Annotated in this window: 26 protein-coding genes; 14 read left to right on the top strand and 12 right to left on the bottom strand. The window is 71.4% G+C overall.

Going from position 1 to position 21,680, the window contains the following annotated elements:
• The first annotated feature begins 2 nt into the window (after positions 1-2).
• The 4 genes from ACGFZP_RS32310 (at position 3) to ACGFZP_RS32295 (ending at position 4,195) form a co-directional block, all read left to right on the top strand.
• Positions 3-1,166, top strand: coding sequence for an ABC transporter permease (locus tag ACGFZP_RS32310; protein WP_392939749.1), 1,164 nt, complete (start codon positions 3-5; stop codon positions 1,164-1,166).
• A complete protein-coding gene (locus tag ACGFZP_RS32305) occupies positions 1,163-2,428 on the top strand; it encodes an ABC transporter permease (protein WP_392939747.1) in 1,266 nt (421 codons plus the stop codon). Before ACGFZP_RS32310 ends, ACGFZP_RS32305 begins: the two co-directional genes overlap by 4 nt.
• Positions 2,425-2,820, top strand: coding sequence for a cytidine deaminase (locus tag ACGFZP_RS32300; RefSeq protein WP_392939745.1), 396 nt, complete (start codon positions 2,425-2,427; stop codon positions 2,818-2,820). Before ACGFZP_RS32305 ends, ACGFZP_RS32300 begins: the two co-directional genes overlap by 4 nt.
• Positions 2,821-2,917: 97 nt before the next feature.
• Positions 2,918-4,195 (top strand): thymidine phosphorylase, encoded by a 1,278-nt coding sequence (locus ACGFZP_RS32295; RefSeq protein WP_387948443.1) that lies wholly within the window; start codon positions 2,918-2,920, stop codon positions 4,193-4,195.
• 89 nt (positions 4,196-4,284) lie between these two features.
• Here the strand turns inward: ACGFZP_RS32295 and ACGFZP_RS32290 are convergent, their stop codons facing one another.
• A complete protein-coding gene (locus ACGFZP_RS32290; protein ID WP_392939744.1) occupies positions 4,285-4,959 on the bottom strand; it encodes an alpha/beta fold hydrolase in 675 nt (224 codons plus the stop codon).
• Between the two features lie 252 nt (positions 4,960-5,211).
• Positions 5,212-6,513 carry an MFS transporter gene (locus tag ACGFZP_RS32285; RefSeq protein ID WP_392939742.1) on the bottom strand — a complete coding sequence of 434 codons (1,302 nt, stop codon included), beginning with the start codon at positions 6,511-6,513 and terminating at the stop codon, positions 5,212-5,214.
• A 131-nt stretch (positions 6,514-6,644) separates the two neighbouring features.
• Between ACGFZP_RS32285 and ACGFZP_RS32280 the strand changes: the two genes are divergently transcribed.
• The 3 genes from ACGFZP_RS32280 to ACGFZP_RS32270 all read left to right on the top strand — a co-directional run bounded on the left by ACGFZP_RS32280 (position 6,645) and on the right by ACGFZP_RS32270 (position 9,419).
• Positions 6,645-7,592 carry a LysR family transcriptional regulator gene (locus ACGFZP_RS32280; RefSeq protein WP_392939881.1) on the top strand — a complete coding sequence of 316 codons (948 nt, stop codon included), beginning with the start codon at positions 6,645-6,647 and terminating at the stop codon, positions 7,590-7,592.
• A 108-nt stretch (positions 7,593-7,700) separates the two neighbouring features.
• The gene (locus tag ACGFZP_RS32275) at positions 7,701-8,849 is read left to right on the top strand and encodes an adenosine deaminase (RefSeq protein ID WP_392939740.1); all 1,149 of its coding nucleotides are present in this window, start codon (positions 7,701-7,703) and stop codon (positions 8,847-8,849) included.
• 201 nt (positions 8,850-9,050) lie between these two features.
• The gene (locus ACGFZP_RS32270; protein ID WP_392939739.1) at positions 9,051-9,419 is read left to right on the top strand and encodes an ATP-binding protein; all 369 of its coding nucleotides are present in this window, start codon (positions 9,051-9,053) and stop codon (positions 9,417-9,419) included.
• 154 nt (positions 9,420-9,573) lie between these two features.
• Here ACGFZP_RS32270 and ACGFZP_RS32265 read toward each other — a convergent pair whose 3' ends face one another.
• Positions 9,574-9,756, bottom strand: coding sequence for a PspC domain-containing protein (locus ACGFZP_RS32265; RefSeq protein WP_392939737.1), 183 nt, complete (start codon positions 9,754-9,756; stop codon positions 9,574-9,576).
• Positions 9,757-10,051: 295 nt separating this feature from the next.
• Here ACGFZP_RS32265 and ACGFZP_RS32260 point away from each other — a divergent pair, with 295 nt between their 5' ends.
• On the top strand, positions 10,052-10,891 hold the full coding sequence (locus ACGFZP_RS32260; protein ID WP_392939735.1) for a MerR family transcriptional regulator: 840 nt from the start codon (positions 10,052-10,054) through the stop codon (positions 10,889-10,891).
• Positions 10,892-11,022: 131 nt separating this feature from the next.
• Here the strand turns inward: ACGFZP_RS32260 and ACGFZP_RS32255 are convergent, their stop codons facing one another.
• Genes ACGFZP_RS32255 through ACGFZP_RS32245 form a run of 3 tightly spaced genes read right to left on the bottom strand, consistent with a single transcriptional unit; the run spans position 11,023 to position 11,733 of the window.
• Positions 11,023-11,349, bottom strand: coding sequence for a hypothetical protein (locus ACGFZP_RS32255; protein ID WP_392939734.1), 327 nt, complete (start codon positions 11,347-11,349; stop codon positions 11,023-11,025).
• A gap of 40 nt (positions 11,350-11,389) precedes the next feature.
• Positions 11,390-11,524 carry a hypothetical protein gene (locus tag ACGFZP_RS32250; protein ID WP_392939732.1) on the bottom strand — a complete coding sequence of 45 codons (135 nt, stop codon included), beginning with the start codon at positions 11,522-11,524 and terminating at the stop codon, positions 11,390-11,392.
• Positions 11,521-11,733 (bottom strand): hypothetical protein, encoded by a 213-nt coding sequence (locus tag ACGFZP_RS32245; RefSeq protein WP_392939730.1) that lies wholly within the window; start codon positions 11,731-11,733, stop codon positions 11,521-11,523. Before ACGFZP_RS32245 ends, ACGFZP_RS32250 begins: the two co-directional genes overlap by 4 nt.
• Positions 11,734-11,735: 2 nt before the next feature.
• Between ACGFZP_RS32245 and ACGFZP_RS32240 the strand changes: the two genes are divergently transcribed.
• Genes ACGFZP_RS32240 through ACGFZP_RS32230 form a run of 3 tightly spaced genes read left to right on the top strand, consistent with a single transcriptional unit; the run spans position 11,736 to position 12,933 of the window.
• The gene (locus ACGFZP_RS32240; protein ID WP_392939728.1) at positions 11,736-11,891 is read left to right on the top strand and encodes a hypothetical protein; all 156 of its coding nucleotides are present in this window, start codon (positions 11,736-11,738) and stop codon (positions 11,889-11,891) included.
• Between the two features lie 29 nt (positions 11,892-11,920).
• Positions 11,921-12,721: a DUF5753 domain-containing protein gene (locus ACGFZP_RS32235; protein WP_392939727.1), complete on the top strand. Its 801-nt coding sequence runs from the start codon at positions 11,921-11,923 to the stop codon at positions 12,719-12,721.
• Between the two features lie 11 nt (positions 12,722-12,732).
• Positions 12,733-12,933, top strand: a complete 201-nt coding sequence (locus tag ACGFZP_RS32230; RefSeq protein ID WP_392939726.1) for a DUF397 domain-containing protein — start codon at positions 12,733-12,735, stop codon at positions 12,931-12,933.
• Positions 12,934-13,006: 73 nt separating this feature from the next.
• On the opposite strand, the gene ACGFZP_RS32225 is transcribed toward ACGFZP_RS32230, so the two are convergent.
• Complete coding sequence (locus ACGFZP_RS32225) at positions 13,007-13,444, bottom strand: hypothetical protein (protein ID WP_392939724.1); 438 nt, start codon at positions 13,442-13,444, stop codon at positions 13,007-13,009.
• Between the two features lie 135 nt (positions 13,445-13,579).
• Between ACGFZP_RS32225 and ACGFZP_RS32220 the strand changes: the two genes are divergently transcribed.
• A complete protein-coding gene (locus ACGFZP_RS32220; RefSeq protein WP_392939722.1) occupies positions 13,580-14,227 on the top strand; it encodes a PhzF family phenazine biosynthesis protein in 648 nt (215 codons plus the stop codon).
• A 25-nt stretch (positions 14,228-14,252) separates the two neighbouring features.
• Here ACGFZP_RS32220 and ACGFZP_RS32215 read toward each other — a convergent pair whose 3' ends face one another.
• Positions 14,253-14,396 carry a hypothetical protein gene (locus ACGFZP_RS32215; protein ID WP_392939721.1) on the bottom strand — a complete coding sequence of 48 codons (144 nt, stop codon included), beginning with the start codon at positions 14,394-14,396 and terminating at the stop codon, positions 14,253-14,255.
• A gap of 215 nt (positions 14,397-14,611) precedes the next feature.
• On the opposite strand from ACGFZP_RS32215, the gene ACGFZP_RS32210 reads away from it, so the two are divergent.
• Complete coding sequence (locus tag ACGFZP_RS32210; RefSeq protein ID WP_392939719.1) at positions 14,612-17,131, top strand: tetratricopeptide repeat protein; 2,520 nt, start codon at positions 14,612-14,614, stop codon at positions 17,129-17,131.
• Here the strand turns inward: ACGFZP_RS32210 and ACGFZP_RS32205 are convergent.
• The 4 genes from ACGFZP_RS32205 to ACGFZP_RS32190 form a co-directional block, all read right to left on the bottom strand.
• Positions 17,106-17,648 (bottom strand): VanZ family protein, encoded by a 543-nt coding sequence (locus tag ACGFZP_RS32205; protein WP_392939717.1) that lies wholly within the window; start codon positions 17,646-17,648, stop codon positions 17,106-17,108. The genes ACGFZP_RS32210 and ACGFZP_RS32205 overlap by 26 nt on opposite strands.
• A 139-nt stretch (positions 17,649-17,787) precedes the next feature.
• Positions 17,788-18,171: a hypothetical protein gene (locus ACGFZP_RS32200; RefSeq protein WP_392939715.1), complete on the bottom strand. Its 384-nt coding sequence runs from the start codon at positions 18,169-18,171 to the stop codon at positions 17,788-17,790.
• The gene (locus ACGFZP_RS32195) at positions 18,168-19,673 is read right to left on the bottom strand and encodes an ATP-binding protein (RefSeq protein ID WP_392939713.1); all 1,506 of its coding nucleotides are present in this window, start codon (positions 19,671-19,673) and stop codon (positions 18,168-18,170) included. The genes ACGFZP_RS32200 and ACGFZP_RS32195 overlap by 4 nt, the downstream gene beginning before the upstream one ends.
• A 39-nt stretch (positions 19,674-19,712) precedes the next feature.
• Positions 19,713-20,390 carry a response regulator transcription factor gene (locus tag ACGFZP_RS32190; protein ID WP_329487983.1) on the bottom strand — a complete coding sequence of 226 codons (678 nt, stop codon included), beginning with the start codon at positions 20,388-20,390 and terminating at the stop codon, positions 19,713-19,715.
• 558 nt (positions 20,391-20,948) lie between these two features.
• Between ACGFZP_RS32190 and ACGFZP_RS32185 the strand changes: the two genes are divergently transcribed.
• Complete coding sequence (locus ACGFZP_RS32185; RefSeq protein ID WP_392939879.1) at positions 20,949-21,653, top strand: SigE family RNA polymerase sigma factor; 705 nt, start codon at positions 20,949-20,951, stop codon at positions 21,651-21,653.
• Positions 21,654-21,680: the final 27 nt, after the last annotated feature.

Genomic DNA, 21,680 nt, shown 5'->3' with positions numbered 1-21,680 from the left:
ACATGACCAGTCCCAACCCCGCCGCCAAGCCCCGCCCGGCGAAGCGGTTCGACGGCGAGAAGATCGTGCTCGCCCTTGCCGCGCCGGTGCTCGCCGTCGTGCTGTCCGTGGCGATCTGCTCGGTGCTGCTGGCGACCTCCGGCAAGAACCCGTTCGACGCGTGGAACGTGATGATCACGTACGCCACCAAGTCGGACGGCCAGGTGGCGATCCTCAACCGGTCCACCACCTACTACCTGGCCGCCGCGGCCGCCGCCTTCGGCTTCCGGATGAACCTCTTCAACATCGGTGTCGAGGGCCAGTACAAGGTCGCGGCGCTGTTCGCGGCCTTCGTCGGCAGCCGGCTCGACCTGCCGTCGTTCATCCAGATCCCGCTGCTGCTGATCACCGCCATGCTGGTCGGTGGCCTGTACGCGAGCATCGCCGGTCTGCTGAAGGTCCTGCGCGGCGTCAGCGAGGTCATCTCGACCATCATGCTGAACGCCATCGCGATCGCCATCGTCGGCCTGCTGCTCGTCCCCGGCGTCTTCGCGCCGGAGAAGGGCACCACGAGCAACTCCATCCAGACCAGCCCGGTCTCGGAGTCCAGCCACTTCTTCGCGATCAACACCGACGGCGGCCCGCTCTACGGCTTCCTCTTCATCGCGATCCTGGTCGGCGTGGCCTTCCAGTTCACCCTGACCCGCACCCGCTTCGGCTTCGACCTGCGCGCCACCGGCCGCTCGGAGACCGCGGCCACCGCGTCCGGTGTGAACGTCAAGCGCATGGTCGTCATCTCGATGGTGGTCTCCGGCGCGCTGGCCGGTCTGATCGGCCTGCCCGAGCTGCTGCAGAACTCGTACAACTTCGGCCAGAGCTTCCAGGGCGGCCTCGGCTTCCTCGGCATCTCGGTCGCGCTGCTGGGCCGCAACAGCCCGATCGGCATGGCCTTCGCCGCCGTGCTGTTCGCCTTCCTGGACGCCACCGGCTCCCAGCTGCCGCTGCCGCAGAACGGCGGCTTCCCGTTCGAGATCGTCCCGGTCATGCAGGGCACCATCGTCATCTGCGTCGTCGTCGCCTACGAGCTGGTGCGGCGCTACGGCCTCAAGCGCCAGCAGCAGAAGGTCGGCGCCGAGCTCGCCGCCCAGGCCGCCGCGGCCAACGAGAAGAAGGAGGTGTCCGCATGAGCACGGCCACCGCTGCCCGCGCGAAGGCGCCGGGCGCTCCCGCCAAGAAGCGCAAGATGTCCTGGCCCGTGGTGCTGCTGCTGATCGCGGGCGCCCTGGTCCTCTTCTCCGCCGTCGGGATGATCACCGACAACCACTCGCTGACCTCCTCCGGGCAGGTCACCGCCGCGCTCAGCGCCGCCGTGCCGATCGGCATGGCCGGTCTGGGCGGTCTCTGGTCCGAGCGGGCCGGCGTGGTCAACATCGGCCTCGAAGGCATGATGGTCGCCGGCACCTTCTGCGGCGCCTGGGGCGGCTACCTGGTCAGCCCGTGGTTCGGCCTGGTGGCCGGCATGCTCGGCGGTGCGCTCGGCGGTCTGCTGCACGCCGTCATCACGGTGACCTTCGGCGTCGACCACATCGTCTCCGGTGTCGGCGTCAACCTGCTGATCCCCGGCATCTGCGCGTACGTCAACCGGATCTACTACAAGGACTACATCTCCGTCGGTGCCGGCGCGAACCAGTCCCCGCCGGCCGATCCGCTGCCGTACATCACCATTCCGGGGCTCTCCTCCGGGCTGAAGGACATCGAGCTCCACCACTGGTTCCTGGTCTCCGACGTCGCCGGTGTGCTCGGCGGCCTGGTCACCAACATCTCGGTGGTCGTGCTGCTGGCCGGCGCGCTGATCGTGGTCAGCTACTTCGCGCTCTGGCGCACGGTGTTCGGCCTGCGGCTGCGCTCCTGCGGTGAGAACCCGACCGCGGCCGAGTCGCTGGGCGTGAACGTCTACAAGTACAAGTACTACGCGGTCGTCGCCTCCGGTGCCTTCGCGGGCCTCGGCGGTGCGTACCTCTCGCTGGTCGCGGCGCACTTCTACAAGGACGGCCAGACGAACGGCCGCGGCTTCATCGGCCTCGCGGCGATGATCTTCGGCAACTGGATGCCCGGCGGTCTCGCCATGGGCGCCGGCCTGTTCGGCTTCACCGACAGCCTCCAGCTGCGCGACCCGGAGTCGGTGCACGTGCTGATCCTGGCGGTCGCCATCGCGATGCTCCTGCTGGCGTTCTGGAACCTGTACCGCCGCAAGCTGACCTCCGCGGCGGTCACCTTCGTGGTCTCCGGCGGCCTGTTCGCCTGGTACGCGACCACCGAGGAGGTGCAGCGCCCGCTGATCGTCGCGACGCCGTACGTGATCACCCTGGTGGTGCTCGCGCTGGCCTCGCAGCGGCTGCGGCCGCCGAAGGCCGACGGCCAGATCTACCGCAAGGGCCAGGGCAAGTGACGGCCGCTCCCGCCGTCGACTGGGACGAGCTGCGCGCCGCCGCCCGCGAGGCGATGACCCACGCGTACGCGCCGTACAGCAGGTTCCCGGTCGGGGCGGCCGCCCTGGTGGACGACGGGCGGCTGGTCACCGGCTGCAACGTCGAGAACGCCTCGTACGGGCTCGCGCTCTGCGCCGAGTGCGGGCTGGTCTCCAGCCTGCACGCCACCGGCGGCGGCCGGCTGGTCGCGTTCACCTGTGTGGACGGCCAGGGGCAGCTGCTGATGCCCTGCGGCCGCTGCCGCCAGCTGCTCTACGAGCACGGCGGGCCGGAGCTGCTGGTCGAGCTGCCCTCCGGGGTGAAGCCGATGAGCGAGGTCCTGCCCGACGCTTTCGGGCCGGAGCGGCTCTAGCCCCGATATTTGTTACGCGCGTAGAGTGTCGCGAGTGGGTCGATCACCGGCCTTTCGCGACACTCTTCGCTTTTTGAAACCCTTCTTGGAGTACCCCATGGATGCCATCTCCGTCATCAGGACCAAGCGAGACCGCGGAGAGCTGAGCGACGCTCAGATCGACTGGGTGATCGACGCCTACACCCGCGGCGAGGTCGCCGACGAGCAGATGTCCGCCCTGGCCATGTCGATCCTGCTGAACGGCATGAACCTGCGCGAGATCAGCCGCTGGACCGACGCCATGATCCGCTCCGGCGTCCGGATGGACTTCTCCTCGCTGCCGCTGCCCACCAGCGACAAGCACTCCACCGGCGGCGTCGGCGACAAGATCACCCTGCCGCTCGCCCCGCTGGTCGCCGCCTGCGGCGCCGCCGTCCCGCAGCTCTCCGGCCGCGGCCTCGGCCACACCGGTGGCACGCTCGACAAGCTGGAGTCCATCCCCGGCTGGCGCGCGCTGCTCTCCAACGACGAGATGATGGACGTGCTGCGCTCGTCCGGCGCGGTGATCTGTGCGGCCGGCGACGGCCTGGCCCCCGCCGACAAGAAGCTGTACGCGCTGCGCGACGTGACCGGAACGGTCGAGGCGATCCCGCTGATCGCCTCCTCGATCATGTCCAAGAAGATCGCCGAGGGCACCGGCGCGCTGGTGCTGGACGTCAAGGTCGGCTCCGGCGCGTTCATGAAGAACCTCGCCGACGCCCAGGAGCTGGCCCGCACCATGGTCGGCCTGGGCAAGGCGGCGGGCGTCAACACCGTCGCGCTGCTCACCGACATGTCCACCCCGCTCGGCCTCACCGCGGGCAACGCGCTGGAGGTCCGGGAGTCCGTCGAGGTGCTGGCCGGCGGCGGCCCGGCGGACGTCGTCGAGCTCACCCTGGCGCTGGCCCGCGAGATGCTGGCCGCCGCGGGCGTGCACGGCAAGGACCCGGCCGACGCGCTCCGCGACGGCTCCGCGATGGACCACTGGCGCCGCATGATCACCGCGCAGGGCGGCGACGTCGACGCCCCGCTGCCGGTCGCCCGCGAGCAGCACGTCATCCCGGCGCCCGCCTCCGGTGTGCTCACCTCGCTGGACGCCTACGCGGTGGGCGTCAGCGCCTGGCGCCTGGGCGCCGGCCGCGCGCGCAAGGAGGACCCGGTGCAGGCCGGCGCCGGCATCGAGATGCACGCCAAGCCCGGTGACACCGTGGTGGCCGGCCAGCCGCTGCTGACCCTGCACACCGACACCCCCGAGCGCTTCGAGTACGCGATCGAGGCGCTGGCCGGCGGCATCGAGGTCGCCCCGGCGGGTACCGCGTTCACCCCGAACCCGATCGTGCTGGACCGCATCGCGTAGCGGGCGGGCCTGCGCACGTACGCCGGATCAGGCGTACGTGCGCAGGACACCGGTGTCGAGGGTCGGGGTGCCGACGCCCCGGGCGGGCGTCACTCGGCGGCGGAGAGGGCGATCTTCAGGAACTCCTCGGGGGCCTCGCGGACCAGGTCGTGGCCGACGGGGAGGGTGTGGACGGTCCAGGAGGGGTCCTCGCGCAGGCGCTCGTACGTCTCCGCGAGCGGGCTGTCCTCGAAGCGCTCGGCGTGGATGTAGGTGCGGCGGGTGACGGTGTCCAGGGCGCCGGTGAGGGAGACCCGCTGGAACAGGGTGGCCACCGGGTGGACGGTGGCGCGCGGGTCCAGGAAGGGGCTCAGCCCGAGGACGGTGGTGCCGTCGCCGACGGCGGCGCCGGCCAGGTAGCGCTGCTTCCAGATCTCGTTGACGATCCCGTAGGCCGACTCGCCGTCGCGCGGCGCGAAGGCGTCCGCGTACACCAGCGCCCGGATCCGCTCCGGCGCCCGGTCGGCCACGCCGGAGAGGACCATCCCGCCGTAGCTGTGCCCGACCAGCACCACGTCCGTGAGCCGCTCGGCCTCCAGGGTGGCCAGCACGTCCTGGATGTGCGTCTCCAGGTTGACCGCCCCGTTGTTCAGGTGCCCCCGCTCGCTCACCCCGGTCAGTGTCAGCGGGTAGACCTCGTGGCCGGCGGCCCGCAGCCCGTCGGTGATCGGCCGGTACCACCAGGCGCCGTGCAGCATGCCGGGGACGAGAACGAAGGTGGCCATGGTCGGTTCCTCTGGTCGAGCGGGCGGGACGAGAGGAAAGCTACGGCGGATACCTGACAGCGAGTGTCAGGTATCCGCCGAGAGAAGCCCATGGGAGGCCGACGGGGGTCAGGGCCGCTGGAAGACCTCGTGGGTGCCGATCCGGCGCCAGACGATGTGCGGTTCACCGTCCTGGACGGGCGTCCCGTAGCTGAAGGTGGCCCGGCCGTCGGGAGCCCAGGTGAGCTCCCAGACATCCGGACGCGCGCCTGCCTACTGGGCGGAAAGTCTGCCCGGCAGACCGTTTGCCGTGCGGCGGGCGGTGATGGCCTGGCGGGTGGCGTAGAGGGTGACGGCCGCGGCGAGGGTCATGGCGGTCAGGCCGACGGCGGCGGCGCCGGGCCAGCCGGTGGAGTGGTAGGCGTCGGCGCCGATGGTGCCGCCGAGGCTGTTGCCCAGGTAGTAGGCGATCAGGTACAGCGCGGAGGCCTGGGCGCGGCCCTCGGTGGCGGTGCGGCCGACGGCCGAGGAGGCCGTGGCGTGGCCGGCGAAGAAGCCGGCCGTGATCAGGACCAGGCCGAGCAGCGCGCAGAGCAGCGAGTCGGCGAGCGAGAGCAGCAGGCCGACGGCGGTCACGCCGATCGCGGTGTACAGCGCGCCGCGTCGCCCGAGCCGTCCGGAGAGCCGGCCGGCCGCGGCCGAGGTGCCGGTGCCGACCAGGTAGACCACGAAGATCGAGGCGGCGACCGACTCCGGCAGGTTGAAGGGCGCGCCGATCAGCCGGTAGCCGACGGTGTTGTAGACCGCGCCGAAGACGGCCATGAACAGCAGCCCGAGCGCGTACAGCCGGACCAGCAGCGGGTTGCGCAGGTGGCGGCCGACGGTGCGGGCCAGGGCGCGGGCGTCCACCGGTGCCGGGGTGAAGTGCCGGGCGGCGGGGATCAGCAGCCGGAAGGCGAGTGCGGCCAGCAGGGCGAGCGCGGCGGAGGCGGCCAGGCCCCAGCGCCAGCCGAGGCCGGCGGCCGTCCAGCCGGAGAGCAGTCGCCCGCCCATGCCGCCGATGCTGTTGCCGGCCACGTACAGGCCCATCGCGGAGGCCAGGGCGCTGGGGTGGACCTCCTCGGCGAGGTAGGCCATCGCGGTGGCGGGCAGGCCGGCGAGGGCGGCGCCCTGGACGACGCGCAGCACGACCAGGGTGGTGAGGTCGGGGGCGAACGGCAGGGCCAGCGCGAGGGCGGAGGCGGCGAGCACCGAGGCCGTCATCACGGCGGTGCGCCCGTACCGGTCGGAGAGCGCGCTGGCCGGGAGCAGTCCGAGGGCGAGGCCGAGGGTGGCGGCGGAGGCCGTCCAGCTGGCCTGGCCGGGGGTGATCCCGAGGTCGGCCGAGAGGATCGGCAGCAGGCCCTGGGTGGAGTACAGCAGGACGAAGGTCGCGATGCCGGCGGCGAACAGGGCGAGGTTGGCGCGGCGGAAGGCGCGCTGCCCGGGGCGGTGGCGGTCGTCGGCGAAGAGGGAGGACGGGTGGGTGAGGGCATCCGGCACGGCCACGGATGCCCCGGTACTGGCGGGCTGCATGTCCCTGAACCTAGGCCGGTGCGTTTGATGCGTCCAATGCATGATTGGTCGATAATCGATGTACACCGGTATGAGTGCAGGTGGTGGCGGATCGATCGCGGTCGGAAGGGGCGGTTGTGACGTTCGACGGAGTGGGCGCGGAGCCGCCGCACCGGTTGGCGGAGCTGGGGCCGGAGCTGCCGGCCGCCCAACTGGCGCCCCGGCTGGCCCAGTTCGCCGCCGTGGCGCGGCTGGAGCATGTGACGCAGGCGGCCGCGCTGCTGGGGATGCCGCAGCCGACGCTGTCCCGTGCGGTGGCCCGGCTGGAGGAGGACCTGGGGGTCGTCCTGCTGGCCCGTCAGGGGCGGACGGTCCGGTTGACAAGGGCGGGCCGGCTGCTGCTCGCCTCGGTGGAGCGGGCGCTGGCGGAGGTCGAGCGCGGCGCCGAGGCGGCCCGGGCCGAGGTGGACCCGGCGGTCGGGCGGGTGGCGTTCGGCTTCCTGCACACCATGGGGACGGACGCCGTCCCGGCGCTGCTGCGAGGCTTCCGGGCGGCGCATCCGCAGGTGCGGTTCCAGCTGGTGCAGGACTACGTCGGGGCGATGCTGGAGCGGCTGCGGGCCGGGGAGTTGGACCTCTGCCTGGTCGCCCCGGTGCCGGACGACCCGGCGCTGGTCGCCCGGCCGCTGGACGAGCAGCGGCTGCACCTGGCCGTCCCGGGCGACCACCGGCTGGCCGGGCGGCGCCGGATCCGGCTGGCGGAGGTGGCCGAGGAGCCGTTCGTCGGGCTGGAGCGCGGGTACGGGCTGCGCGCGATCACGGACGGGTTCTGTGCGGAGGCCGGCTTCGTGCCGCGGATCGCGTTCGAGGGGGAGGACGCCGAGACGCTGCGCGGGCTGGTCGCGGCGGGGCTGGGGGTGGCGCTGCTGCCGCCAGGGCTGGTGCCCCGGCCCGGGGTGGTGGAGCTGGAGGTGACGGCGCCGCGCACCCGGCGGGCGATCGGCCTGGCCTGGGCGGCGGGCCGCCCGCTCACCCCGCCGGTGGCCGCGTTCCGGGATTTCGTGCTGTCGCGGCGCGGACGGCTGCTGCAGCACGACTGACCGGGAGGCGGCCCGGATCGTCCGTCCGGTGGAATTTCCGGTGGACATTGGCCGATTCGGCCCTGTTGGCGATAGTCGTTCTACGCGCGTAGGGGCTACACTCCCGCAATGGAGAAGCAGATCCCTGTCACCACCGCGGGCACCGGCCCCCGGATCCCCACCACCGACCAGATCGCCCGCGCGCCGAAGGTGCTCCTGCACGACCACCTCGACGGTGGCCTGCGTCCGGAGACCGTCGTCGAGCTGGCCGCCGCCTGCGGCTACGAGGGCCTTCCCACCACCGACCCGGTCAAGCTCGGCGAATGGTTCCGCGAGGCCGCCGACTCCGGCTCGCTGGTCCGCTACCTGGAGACCTTCGCGCACACCTGTGCCGTGATGCAGACCCGCGAGGCCCTGATCAAGGTCGCCGCCGACTGCGCCGAGGACCTGGCCGCCGACGGCGTCGTCTACGCCGAGGTCCGCTACGCCCCGGAGCAGCACCTGGAGGCCGGCCTCACCCTCGACGAGGTCGTCGACGCCGTCAACGAGGGCTTCCGCCTCGGCGAGGCCAACGCCCGCGCGGCCGGCCACCGGATCCGCGTCGGCACCCTGATCACCGCGATGCGGCACGCGGCCCGCTCCTCGGAGATCGCCGAGCTGGCCAACCGCCACCGCGACCGCGGCGTGGTCGGCTTCGACATCGCCGGTGCCGAGGCGGGGTACCCCCCCACCCGCCACCAGGCCGCCTTCGACTACCTCAAGGGCGAGAACAACCACTTCACGATCCACGCGGGCGAGGCCTTCGGCCTGCCGTCGATCTGGGAGGCCCTGCAGTGCTGCGGCGCCGACCGGCTCGGCCACGGCGTGCGGATCGTCGACGACATCACGGTGAACGAGGACGGCGGCGTCGAGCTCGGCCGCCTCGCCGCGTACGTGCGCGACAAGCGCATCCCGCTGGAGATGTGCCCGACCTCCAACCTGCAGACGGCGGCCGCCACCTCGTACGCCGAGCACCCGATCGGCCTGCTCAGCCGCCTGAAGTTCCGGGTGACGGTGAACACCGACAACCGGCTGATGAGCGGTACCAGCATGAGCCGCGAGTTCGAGCACCTGGTGGAGGCGTTCGGCTACACGCTGGCCGACATGGAGTGGTTCACCGTGAACGCGATGAAGTCGGCGTTCCTCCCGTTCGACGAGCGGCTGGCGATGATCAACGACGTGATCAAGCCGGGCTACGCCGAGCTCAAGGCGGAGTGGCTGTTCAGCTCCGCCGGCTGAGTCGATCGCCTGATCGTCGGATGAACGGCTTTGTCTGGCACGGACATTGGCGTTCATCCGACTACCCACTCGTGTGGGTTAACGCCCTTTGATCCTCGTGCGACCCAATCACTACGGTGTGCCAGTCACTGCTGACACGGTGCGGCGTTCACCGCCATGTCCGGGCGTCGGCCACCGACGAGGATCCAAGGGGACGAACTCATGAAGCAGGCCACTCTCAAGGCAGCCGGCACCGCGGCGCTCGGTATCGCCATCGCCGCGGTCGGCGCCGGCAGCGCGTCCGCGGACCCCGTTGCCGCCGGCGGCCTCGGGCTCCCCACCGGCGCGGTGACCAACCCGGCCGTGACCGGCGCCGTCACCAACACCGCGGCCAAGCTGCCGGGCGGCGACAAGGTCGCCGGCACCCTGGGCACCCTCGCCCCGAGCGCGGGCCAGGCCGCCGCCCCGGTGGCGGACGCCGCGCCGATGGCCGGAGAGACCCGGGGCGCCGTGCCCAGCGTCCCCGGCCTCGACAAGACCCCGCTCGGAGGGCTGACCAACACCCTGCCGCTGCCGGGCCTGGGCGGCTGAGCTCCGGCTCCGCCGTACACGGCGACGGGCCGTCCGCTCCGGTGACCCCGGGGCGGGCGGCCCGTCGGCGTTCGTGCCCGCCTGGTGGTCGGCGCGGGGGAGCGGGCCCGCAGTGGCCTCAGGCCGCGGTGGCCTCGGCGCTCGGGCGGAGGGTTCACGGCTCCTGGGGGAGCAGCAACCAGAGCGCCAGGTAGATCAGGAACTGCGGGCCGGGCAGCAGACAGGACACCAGGAAGATCAGCCGGACCGTCCACGGGGTCAGGCCGAAGCGCTGGGCGATCCCGGCGCAGACGCCGGCGATCACGCGGTTGTGGCGGGGGCGGGCGAGGCGGCTCATGACGGTCTCCGTGGTGTCGCGCCCCAGTGCCGGGCTCTCCGGTGGGCGTACTTCCATGCTCCGCCGCGGCCTCCGCCGAATCCTCAGCCTGGATGGCGATCCAGACCCCGACCCTTCTCACCGGGAAGGCGGACGCCCTGTCGGGGTTCTCCTCAGGGGCGGCCCGGAGAGGGGCCGGGCGTCGGGGGCCGGGCGTCGGGGGGTGGAAAATCGGCGGGGCCGACGTCCTGTGCGGGGGCTCGCACTGGGCGGACGCGATTGCCCCTGCCCCTGGGGGAGGGCGCAGAGTGGCGGCATGCATGAGGACTTGATCGGCATCGGGGAGCTTGCGGCCAGGACCGGGCTGAGCCACAAGGCACTGCGGTTGTACGGGGACCGGGGGCTGCTGTCGCCCGCGCACGTCGATCCGCGGACCGGCTTCCGCCGCTACACCCCGGCCCAGGTCGAGCGGGCCCGCAGGATCGCGCTGCTGCGCGCCACCGGGATGCCCCTGGCGCTGATCGCGGGGGTGCTCGACCCGGGTGGAACCGAGTCCGTCCGGCTGCTCGACGCCTACTGGCGGAAGGAGCGGTCCGTGCACACGGCCCGCCGGGAGGCGGTGGGCTACGCCCGAGAGGTTCTGGCCGGAAGGAATCCGCGCATGTACGAGATGGCCGAGCGCGACGTACCCGAGCAGAAGGTGCTGTTCATCCGGCGCCATGTCACCGCCGAGGGCCTCCTCGGCTTCCTCGGTGAGGCGACCGAGGCGATCTTCGCCCACATGCGGACAACCGGCGCCTGCCTGTCCGGACCGCTCTTCGCCATCTACCACGGCATCGTGAGCGACGACTCGGACGGCCCGGTCGAGGTCTGCGTCCCGACGATGAACACGGTGGAGCCCGTGGGGGCGATCGGGGTGCGGATCGAGCCCGCGCACCGGGAGGTGTACACGGAGCTGGGGAAGAAGCACCGGGATTTCGCGACGATGGCGGGTGTGCACGACGCGGTGCTCACCTGGATCCATGAGCAGGGGTACGAGCGCATCGGGGGTTCGCGCGAGGTGAACTACCCGAACTGGGAGACGGCGGAGGAGGGTGAGCACGTGGCGGATGTCGTGGGGGTGTTCACCGTTCCCGTTCCTGCGGTCGGTTCCTGAGGTTCTGGCTCCTCTTCTGGCTCCCACGGGATGTGCGGGGTGGGTGGCAAGGATGCAAGCAGCGGGGGGTGGCGTGGGAAGTCGGACGGGCCGACTTCCTGCTCCGGGTGCGGTGGCGGTGGCTGAGGTGGTTATGCGCCGGGTGCCGGTCTGGGGTTGAGGCGGGCGGGGTGCCAGTTGGCGTTGCGGCCGGCGCCCTCGCGGTAGGCGATGCGCTGGACGGCGGTGAGGAGCCGGTAGAGGTTGAGGGCGGCGTCGGACTCGTCGGCCTCGTAGCCGAGGCGGTGGATCAGGGCTTCGAGCTGGGGCCAGTCGAAGTCGTCGGGGCAGTAGGGGAGTTGGGTGGGGATGCGGTGCTGCCGGGCGTGGGTGAGGAAGGCGGTGGCGACCGCGTAGTGGGTGGCGGCGAGAGCGTTGGCGAGGAGGGTGTCCAGGGGCGGCGGGGGCGTTTGGGGCATGACGGTGGCGCCCTTCCGGAGGGGGTGGGGTGCGGCGGGGTCAGCGCGGGTCGTCGTCGTCCGGCCTGGTGGTGTTGAGGGCGGTGATGACGCCGAGGACGACGGTGGCGATCGCGAGAGCGAGGAGAAGGGTGAAGGCCGTGCCGATGAGGAAGGCGGCGGCGCCGGGCCTCATCGGACCGCCCGGGTGGGGGTGAGGCGGACGGCGAGGGTGTGCAGGAGCTCTTCGGCCTGGTCCCGGGTGAGCGGGAGGGCGAGGTGCTCGCCGGGGGCGGCGTGGATGTCGAGGTCGACGGCCACGCGGAGTTGGAGGGCGGCGTCGGGCACGGCCTCGACGGCGAGGTAGGCGACGGTGGTGCGCTCGGTGTGGGCGAGGAGGCTCACGGGTGGTCCTCCTTGTGGTCGAGGAGGAGGGTGTGGAGATTGAGCAGGGTGCTGGCGGGGGCGTTGCCGAAGTCGACCAGGATGCGGCCGTCGAGGTTGGTGTCGGTGCCCGTGGAGGGGAATCAGCGAGCGGCAGAAGCGATTCGGCGCTGAGCTGAGGAGACTGCGTGAGGCTGCCGGGCTGGCGGTGAAGGATGCCGGTGCCACGATCGGCATGGGCGGGCCGCAGCTCAGTCACATCGAGGCGGCTCGAACGGGGCTCGATCCGGCGCGGCTCGCGACGCTGCTGTCCACCTATGGGTGCACGGATGAGACCTACGTCGCGATTCTGCAGGAGCTCGGCGCCAGCGATGGCAAGGGCTGGTGGACGGAGTTCAAGGGGAAGGTTCCGTCGCTCGCGCTCGACCTGGCGGAGTTGGAAAACCAGGCGACCCTCGTGGACAACTACGAGACCCTCTACCTTCCGGGCCTCTTCCAGCTGCCTGCGTACGCGGAAGCCATCCATGGAGACGCGTACAACAACGGGAAGTGGGGCATTGCCGACGCAGTCCGCTTCCGAGTGGCGCGGCAGCAGATCTTGGACGAGCGAAGGATGTTCCGCTTCATCATCCATGAAGCGGCTCTGCGTATGAGGTTTCCGGGTGATGCCGTGATGAGGGCGCAGCTGATGCATCTGCTCGACATGGCAGAACGTCCGAACATCACGATCCAGGTGTTTCCGTTCACGGCGGCCAAGCGACCACCTCATTCGGGCTCGTTCGTGCTCTGCAATCCTGGGTGCACCGACCTGTCGACGATCGTCGTGGATGCCCCGGGGCGTACTGAGCACTATGGTGATCCGGAGAGCATCGCGGCCTATGGCCAGAAGTTCGAGGAGCTGGGGCACCTTGCGCTGCCCGCAGTTGACAAGGGAGATGCCCTGCGCGGCATGCCGGCGCGTGACTCATGGGGGATTCTCCATCACCTCCTATACCTGCTCCAAGCTTGAGAGGCCCTGTAATGTCCGAAATCTCCCGGCAGAAGTCGTCATTCAGCGGCGGAGACGCTGGTAACTCCTGCCTCGAACTCGCACCGGCCTCCAGCGACCTTCGTCACCTTCGGGAATCGGACGACCCGGACATCGTCATCACTACCGATGCGGCAAGGCTTCGAGCCTTCCTTCTCGCGGCCAAGGCGGGGGAGTTCGACCACCTCGTCTGATCAAGCCCAAGAAACACCGATGCCCCGGCCCCTCGCAGTTCTGCGAGGGGCCGGGGCATTACCACTATCTCCCTCAGCCGGCCTGGGGCGGCTGGGTGGGCTGCTGCGGCGGGGCGACCGGCGCACCCGGGGCGGCCTGGTACGGCGCGTTCGGGTTGTACTGGGCGTTCGGGTTGTACGGCATGGCCGGCGGGCCGAACTGCTGCGGGGCCGGCTGCGCGGCCTGGGCGGTACCGCGGGTGGCCAGTGCCTTCACCGAGTTGGCGATCAGGACCACCGGGAGGATGAACGCCTGGAAGAACAGCCGGTACTCGCCCCCCTCGAAGACGAACGCCAGGTAGTACGCGTATCCGGCGAACGCGATGCCCGCAAGGATGTTGATCGCGCGCCAGCCGATGCTCAGGCTGCGGCCGAGGTTCGCAGCACCCAGCACGACCATCGCGATACCGCTGATGGCCAGCAGCACGACGTACCAGGAGAAAAGCGGCTCGGCGCTGAAGTCGAGGTTCAAAGAGGATTCCTGTAGGGAAGAAGTAAAAGCTTTGGGGACGACAGCGCACAGTACTGGAGCCCACTGACATCCGCGCCATCTTTTTCATCACGGAGTCGTTTCACTCCCGCCCGCACCCCGTGCTTGGCTGGGGGGATGACTGACTATGAGGTTCTTCGGGTCTTTTGCGCCCCCGACGGCTCGCACGGCAATGCACTCGGTGTCGTCCGCGAGGCCTCCGCCTTCCCCACCCCCGCCGACCGCCAGGAGTTCGCCCGGCAGCTCGGCTTCAGCGAGACCGTCTTCGTCGACGACGCCGAAACCGGCGCCATCGACATCTACACCCCCAGCGCCCGCCTGCCCTTCGCCGGACACCCCTGCGTGGGCTCCGCCTGGCTCCTCGGAACCCCCTCCCTCCTCACCCTCGCCGGCACCGTGAACGTCCGCCGCGACGGCGAGTTCACCCGGATCGAGGGCCGTGCCGAGTGGGCTCCCGGCCGCACCACCAAGCAGTACGGTTCGGCCGCCGAGGTCGACGCCCTCGACGTCCCGCCGCCCGGCGAGTGGATCTACGCCTGGGCCTGGCAGGACGAGGCAGCCGGCACCGTCCGCGCCCGCGCCTTCCCCGGCCGCGGTGACGGCATCGACGAGGACGAGGCCACCGGCGCGGCCGCCATCATCCTGACCGCCGAACTCCAGCGCGACCTCACGATCACCCAGGGCCGCGGCTCGCAGATCGTGACGGCCGTCCGCCCCGGCGGACTGATCGAGGTCGGCGGCCGGGTGCGCCCGGGGAGCCGCTGAGCACGGCCCCCCGGGCAGCCCGTCATCAGTGGTGGTCGACCCACCACTTGATCACGATCACGACGACCGGACCGGCGGACCCGGCCAGCCCCCGCACCCCGGCGAACGCGGCGGTGCGCAGGAGACGGCGGGCGGTGGTGCGGCGGCGGTTGCGGCTACGGCGCTTCATGCGGGTTGCCCCCTTGTGAGCAGTGCGGATGGTTGGCGCCGGGCCCGGCGTGCCGCCAACACTCCGCCCGCCGCCCGCCGCCCGTCCCAACCCCCGGGCACCGCGGGCGAATCCGCTCTAAGCTGCTGGCCAGCGCGTTGCCCGCCCTGCCCGCCGAGGGCAGGGCGGGCAACGGGCAACGGCGGGCGGGCAGCACACGGGCAGGGGGCACGGGGTTGGGCGAGCAGGCGGCGCGGGAGCTGTACACCAGGCTGCGCGAGTTGAAGCAGGCCGCGAAGGCGGCACGCGAGCGGGCTGGGCAGCCCTCCTCCGACCGTGAGGTGGAGCGGCAGGCCAAGAGCCTCAACTCGGCCGGCGCCAGGAAGTTCGCCGCCAAGCGCGTCAGCGAATGGGCGCATGAAGACCCTTCGCAGGCCAAGGTGCCCAGCCCCGCCAGCAGCGGTCAGTTCATCGCCCTGGTCACCATCTGGAGCGCCTGGGCCGGCCGGCCGTTCGACGAGCGCTCCTGGCGCACCCTCCTCGACGAGGCCCAGTCGAACCGGGCCGCCGCCGCCAAGGACCGCCCGTCCGCCCCGACCGCTCCGCCGCTCCCGCCGCTGCCGCAGCTGACCCGGGACTTCACCGGCCGTGACGGGGAGTTGAAGCGGCTGCTCCCCCTCCTCGACCCGGATGCGAGCACCGCCGACCCGGTACTGGTCGCCTCCGTGGCCGGAATGGGCGGCATCGGCAAGACCACCCTCGCCCTCGCCGTGGCCCACCGCGCCCTCGCCAACGGCTGGTTCGCCGACGCCCTCTTCTTCGACCTGCACGGCTACGACGAGAACCCGACCACCGTCGGCCAGGCCCTCGACTCCACCCTGCGCGCCCTCGGCGTCACGGCCGAGCGGATCCCCACGGACGACGACGGCCGGGCCGCCCTCTTCCGGGCCCAGCTGGACCTGCGGATCCAGCAGGGGCGCGGCATCCTCGTGGTCGCCGACAACGCCTCCGCCTCTGACCAGGTCCGCCACCTGCTCCCCGGGGCCGGGCCGCACCGCCTGCTGATCACCTCGCGGCACACCCTCGCCGACCTGGACGCGGAGCTGATCGACCTCGACGTGCTGACACCGGAGTCCTCCGTCGAGCTGATGGCGACCACCCTGCGCACCACCAAGCGCCGCCCCCAGCAGATCACCGCCGACCCGGAGGGCGCGCTGCGGCTGGCGAAGATGTGCGGGTACCTGCCGCTGGCCCTCGAACTCGCCGCCGCCCAGCACGTCCTGGACCCGCATCTGACCCCGGGCGGTCTTGCCGACGACCTGGCGGAGGCGCTCGCCGAGACGGGCAGCCGGCTCGACCAGCTGGACGACGGACAGCGGGCCGTCGTCCGCGTCTCACTCGACCGCTCACGGCGCCTGCTGAAGATCCCGGAGGCGGAGCTGCTGGACTTGTTGGCCATCGCCCCGGGTACTGACATCTCCACCGATTCGGCGGCCCACCTCACCGGGCAGAAGCCTCGGGAGGTCCGCCGCCGCCTGACTTCTCTCGCGGCCACCGGGCTGATCCGGCAGAGTGTCGGCGGCGGCCGCTGGATCATGCACGACCTTGTTCGGGACCACGCTACGGAGCAGGCCCGCATAACTGGTGCCAGAAATCGTATGGCGCTTGACCGCCTCTACGAATACTACGAATTGTGCGTGGCCGCCTACGTGGCCGCCGATCGCTCCATTTCGGTGAACGGGGCTCTGCGTGCAGAATTCGAGAACTTTGCCGCAAGGGCGTTCCCGAGCGGCTGGGACTCGGTGAGCTGGTTTGATGCCGAGTACTCCAACCTCATCGCTGCTGTCCATGCGGCGTATGCCGATGGTCGATGGCTTACCGTCGCGCGGTTGAGCTCGATCGTCTCCGTCTATCTCGCCAGATGGCGTTATCTCGACGACTGGTACAGCACTTCCTTGATCGGTGTCGCAGCGGGGCGGGCCTCCGGCAACCGCATGGACGAGAGTGATGCGTTGGGGAGTCTCGGCAATGCGCTGCGAGAGCTGCGCCGTCTCGATGAGGCGATTGAGGTGCATCGAAGCTGCGTTGCCATTCGTATGGAACTCGGCACCCGGGCGGCCGATGCGTGGAATTCACTCGGTGACTCCCTCCGTGCACGGCGGTTATTCGGCGAAGCCATCGACGCATATGGACGGGAACTGACCTTGCATCAGTTGGAAGGCGGCTGGAAGGGGGAAGCGCGTGCTCGGAACGACATGGGATTTACCCTTCGGTTGATGGGGCGATTCGACGAGGCGCTCGATTCCCACCAGATGTCACTCGCCATCACTGAGAAGGTAGGCGACCGCGTCGGCGAAGCTCAGACGCGTGGGTACCTCGGGCTGGCCTACACGGCTCTGGGGCAGTTTGACGAAGCTGTCGAAAACTACCGCAAGAGCCTCGCGATCAAGCTCGACATCCTTGATCGGGTCACGGTCGGAGCCACGTTCAACAACATCGGCAAGGCGCTGCGCTGCCAAGGCAAGTACGAGGAGGCCACCGAGGCCGGACGGCAGGCGGTTGAGCACTTCCGCTCCCCGCGGAACCCGTACCGCGAGGCGCACGCCCTCGGTGAGCTGGCCGACACCCTCGCGGCGGCCGGGCACCCCGATGACGAGGTCCGGCAGCTCCGGCAGCAGGCCTCCGAGGCCTACGCCTCCGTCGGTGAGGTGGACCAGGCCGCCAAGGCGCTCACCGGCGAGGACTTCCGGGACTGAGGGCCGCCTCCGCGTACACCGGGGCCGGACTCGGCGCCGGCGCGGTGGCCCGCACCCTCGTGGCCCGCACCCCCTGCGGCCGCAGCAGCAGGGACCGGCAGGCCGGGACGACGGCCAGGTGGGTGATCCCCACGCCGACCACCGCGAACAGTATGTGGTCGACGTTCAGCACGTGCCCCGGCGTCCACGAGGAGAGGAACTCCAGCGCCGTCGCCAGCAGCGCGGACGCACCCGTGGTGCGCAGGAAGGACGGGAACCAGGGGGCCTGGAGCCGGCCCCCGGTCAGCGGGAGCAGCGCTCCCAGCGGCGCCAGCAGCAGCAGCTCCCCGAGCACCTGCCACGCCGTGGAGGACCGCAGCGATCCCAGTGGCGTCAGGTTGGCGTCGTACACCCAGGCCACCGGCGGCGGCGTCAGCACCAGCCAGCAGACCAGGGCCAGATGGAGGGTGAGTCCGACGACCCCCGCCAGCCGCAGGGGACGGTGGACGGCCGTCGCCGACCCTGTCGTGGTCCGCACGCCGGCACGCTCGTCGCGTGTGCTGGTGCCATCTCGCTGCACGCGGGGAAGGACGTGAGCCGGTGGCGCAACGGTTCCACGTGCGGCGCGAACATTCCGACGCGCACCCGGAACGCAGCCCGGGTGCGTGTGCGGAGGTTTACCGACAGGTCGGCGAGGGCGAGGGCGGCGCGGTGAACGCGTTGTCGGGCGGCGGGGTGGACGGCACCACCGGCGAGACCACCGAGGGCGCCGCCGACGGGACGCCCGGCGCCGGGCTGACCCCGGCCTTCGCCGTCGAGCGCGCGGCCGTGGGGGCCGTCACGGCGGGCGCCGTGGGCCCGACCGGGCTCGGCACCACCGGAGCCGTCGGGACGGCCGGCTGGGTCGGGCAGGCGGTCCGGCTGGCCGGCGCACCCGCGTCCACGGGCACGGCGGTCGGGCGGATGCCGCACCCGGTGGCGACGGCGAGCAGCAGGGCGATACCGGCGGTGCGACGCAGGCGGGTACGGCTCAAGCGGGTACGGCGCAGACGGGAGGTCATGCCGCATCCTCCTCGGGGGAGACGGGCGGGGCCGGCTGGGTGGTCGGCAGGGTCAGTGTGAACACCGCGCCCGCCTCCCCGTTGGCCGCCGTGATCGTCCCCCCGTGTATCTGCGCGTTGGCCATCGCGATGGACAGGCCCAGCCCGCTGCCCTCCGACCGCGCCCGCCCCTTGTCGGCCTTGTAGAAGCGGTCGAACACGTGCGGCAGCACGTCCTCCGGGATGCCGGGCCCGCTGTCGGAGACCTCCACCGTCACCGAGTCGTCCGTCTGCCGGACCTTCACCCGCACCGGCGAGCCGCCGTGCTTGAGCGCGTTGCCGATCAGGTTGGCGAACACGACGTCCAGCCGGCGCGGGTCCACCACGGCCCGGATGCCGCGTGGGGCGTCCAGCTCGACCGCGTCGTACCAGGCCCGCCCGTCGATGCAGGACATGATCAGATCGGAGATGTCCACCTCGTCGGCGACCAGCTTCGCGGTGCCGGCGTCGAAGCGGGTCACCTCCATCAGGTTCTCCACCAGGTCGGAGAGCCGGCGCGTCTCGTTGACCACCAGCCGGACGGCCGGCTCGATCATCGGGTCCAGCGACTCCGCCTCGTCCTCCAGGATGTCCGTCACCGCCGTCATCGCGGTCAGCGGCGTGCGCAGCTCGTGCGACATGTCGGCGACGAACCGCCGGCTCTGCGCCTCGCGCGCGCTCAGCTCCTCGACCTGCTCGTGCAGGGACTCCGCGGTGCGGTTGAAGGTCCGGGCGAGATCGGCCAGTTCGTCCGAGCCGTCGACCTCCAGCCGGGTGTCCAGGTGGCCCTCGCCGAGCCGGCGGGCGGCCTCGCCGAGGCGCTTGACCGGGCGCAGCACCGTCGCCGAGGCGGCCTGGGCGAGCAGCGCCGAGCCGATCAGGGCGAGCAGGGTGGCGATGGCCAGCGACCAGCCCAGCGTGTTGAGGTCGGCCCGCTCGTTCTCCAGCGACTTGAACATGTACGCCGTCGGGCCGGTCGGCACCACCTTGGTGCCGCCGATCAGGAACGGGCGGCCGTCCAGGTTCTGGCGCTGCCAGTACAGGTGGAACGCGTACGGGTTGTTCTCGGTGACCTCGCGCTGACGGGCCACGGTGGACCGCAGCCGGTCCGGGACCTCGGCCTCCGTGTAGCGCCCCGGGTTGGAGGAGGCGACGCAGCCCGGGAGCGCGGCGTCGACCACGACCACGTCGTAGCCCAGGCCCGAACCGGAGACCAGGCTGGCCAGCTCGTTCAGCTGCAGGCAGGTGGCGTTCAGCGGCAGTTGGGAGACGTTGCGGGTGAGCGAGACCCGGAAGTCGTTGAGCGCGGTGTCCTGGGCGCGCTTGAGCACCGCGTCCCGGTTCAGCCAGTACGCGATGCCGGAGGCCGAGGCGGCGGCGAGCAGCGCGACCGCGGCGAACACCGCGATCAGCCGTACCCGCAGGGAGCGCAGCCGCCGCCACGGGCCCGAGGAGAACCGCCGGGTCGTCTGATGGTCAGTCACGTCAGCCTGTCGTTATGGAAGTCAGGAGCGGCGCGGGCGTCACGCCGGAGGGTCCAGCCGGTAGCCGACGCCGCGCACGGTGCGGATCAGGGTGGGCGCCGACGGGACGTCCTCGACCTTGGCCCGCAGCCGCTGCACGCAGGCGTCGACCAGGCGGGAGTCGCCGAGGTAGTCGTGCTCCCAGACCAGCCGCAGCAGCTGCTGGCGGGAGAGCGCCTGGCCGGGGCGGCGGCTGAGCTCCAGCAGCAGCCGCAGCTCGGTCGGGGTGAGCTGGAGGTCCTCGCCGTCCTTGGTGACGGTCATCGCGGCGCGGTCGATCACCACGGTGCCGTACGCGGACGAGTCCGAGCTCTCCCGTTCACCGCGCCGCAGCACGGCCCGGATCCGGGCGTCCAGGACGCGCGGCTGCACCGGCTTGACGACGTAGTCGTCCGCACCGGACTCCAGGCCGACCACGACGTCGATGTCGTCGGAGCGGGCCGTGAGCAGGATGATCGGCAGCTGGTCGGTGCGGCGGATGCGGCGGCAGACCTCGAAGCCGTCGATTCCGGGCAGCATGACGTCCAGCACGATCAAGTCCGGCCGCTGCTCCTTGAAGAGCCTCAGACCGTCCTCGCCGGAGGCGGCGGTGGCCACTTTGTGGCCCTGGCGGGTGAGGGCGAGTTCGAGGCCGGTGCGGATGGCGTCGTCGTCCTCGATCAGAAGGAGGAAAGGCACGGCCTCATTCTGGCTCACCCGGGGCGCCGAATCACCCCCCGGCACCCTTCGCCGGCCGGGCTGGAACCGGAACCCGCGCCACCGGCGTCCGGGACGGTAGGAGGGACTGCGGGGCGAGGGCCCCCTCCCTGTGACAGCCCTGTGACAGTCGGCGGACAGCGCCATCACAACCGGCGGGCAGGATTTTCCATGTCGCCGCAGTACAGCGGGCCAACAGGCCGGCCGAACGGCGGCGACAGGATCCGCTCGTACCGACCAAGGGGGCGCATGATGAACGCCACGCTTCAGACCCGGACCAACCCGGCTGGGCGGACCCCGCGTTCGTCAGAGACCACCCACCGGACCCGGTACGAGGTCAGGACCGACGAGGCCTCCGGTGCCGTGATCGTACGGGGGTGCGCACACAGCACCGGTGGAAACACTGCTGCCCGCCGGGTGAGCGGCGGCGGCAGGCAGGGGGAGCTGTACGGAATCGGCCGGACGGGGAGTGCGGCCGATTCCGCCAACACCCTCACGCTGCGGGGGATCCTCCCCGTCCGCGTCGAGGGCAAGGACACCCTGGGGGGGAACGGGGGAACCCGGGGGATCGGGGGGAGCGGTCTTCGGACGGTCGATTCGGGGGAGTCGGCCGGCCGCGAGGCCGCGGGTACGACGCTGCTGCGGGTGTCCCCCGCAGCGGGTCGCGCCAACGAGGCGGGACAGGGAGGCGCGCAGGGGGAGCACCCGGCCGTCGCGGAGGACCACACCAAGGAGTTCACCGCGTACGTGCGCGAGCGCCGCGCCTCCCTGTACGCCACGGCGTACCACCTCACGGGTGACCGCTACGAGGCCGAGGACCTGCTGCAGAGCGCGCTCTTCAGCACCTACCGGGCCTGGGGCCGGATCACCGACAAGGCCGCGGTCGGGGGCTACCTCCGCCGCACCATGACCAACCTGCACATCTCCGCGTGGCGGCGCCGCAAGGTCAGCGAGTACCCGACCGAGGAGCTGCCGGAGACGGCCGGCGACACCGACGCGATGGGCGGCACCGAGCTGCGCACCGTGCTGTGGCAGGCGCTGTCCACGCTGCCGGAGAACCAGCGGACCATGCTGGTGCTGCGCTACTACGAGGGCAAGACCGACCCGGAGATCGCCGATGTGCTCAACATCAGCGTCGGCACGGTCAAGAGCAGCATCTGGCGCGCACTGCGCCGGCTGCGTGACGACGAGCACCTGAACCGGTCGGGCGACACGGCCCGGGCGTTCGGCGAGCTGGTCGCGTAACGCGGCGAGAGACTCCCGTCGGGGGAC

The organism is Kitasatospora sp. NPDC048239, assembly GCF_043202015.1.
GTDB lineage: Bacteria > Actinomycetota > Actinomycetes > Streptomycetales > Streptomycetaceae > Kitasatospora.
This window is presented reverse-complemented; position numbering and strand designations above follow the sequence as displayed.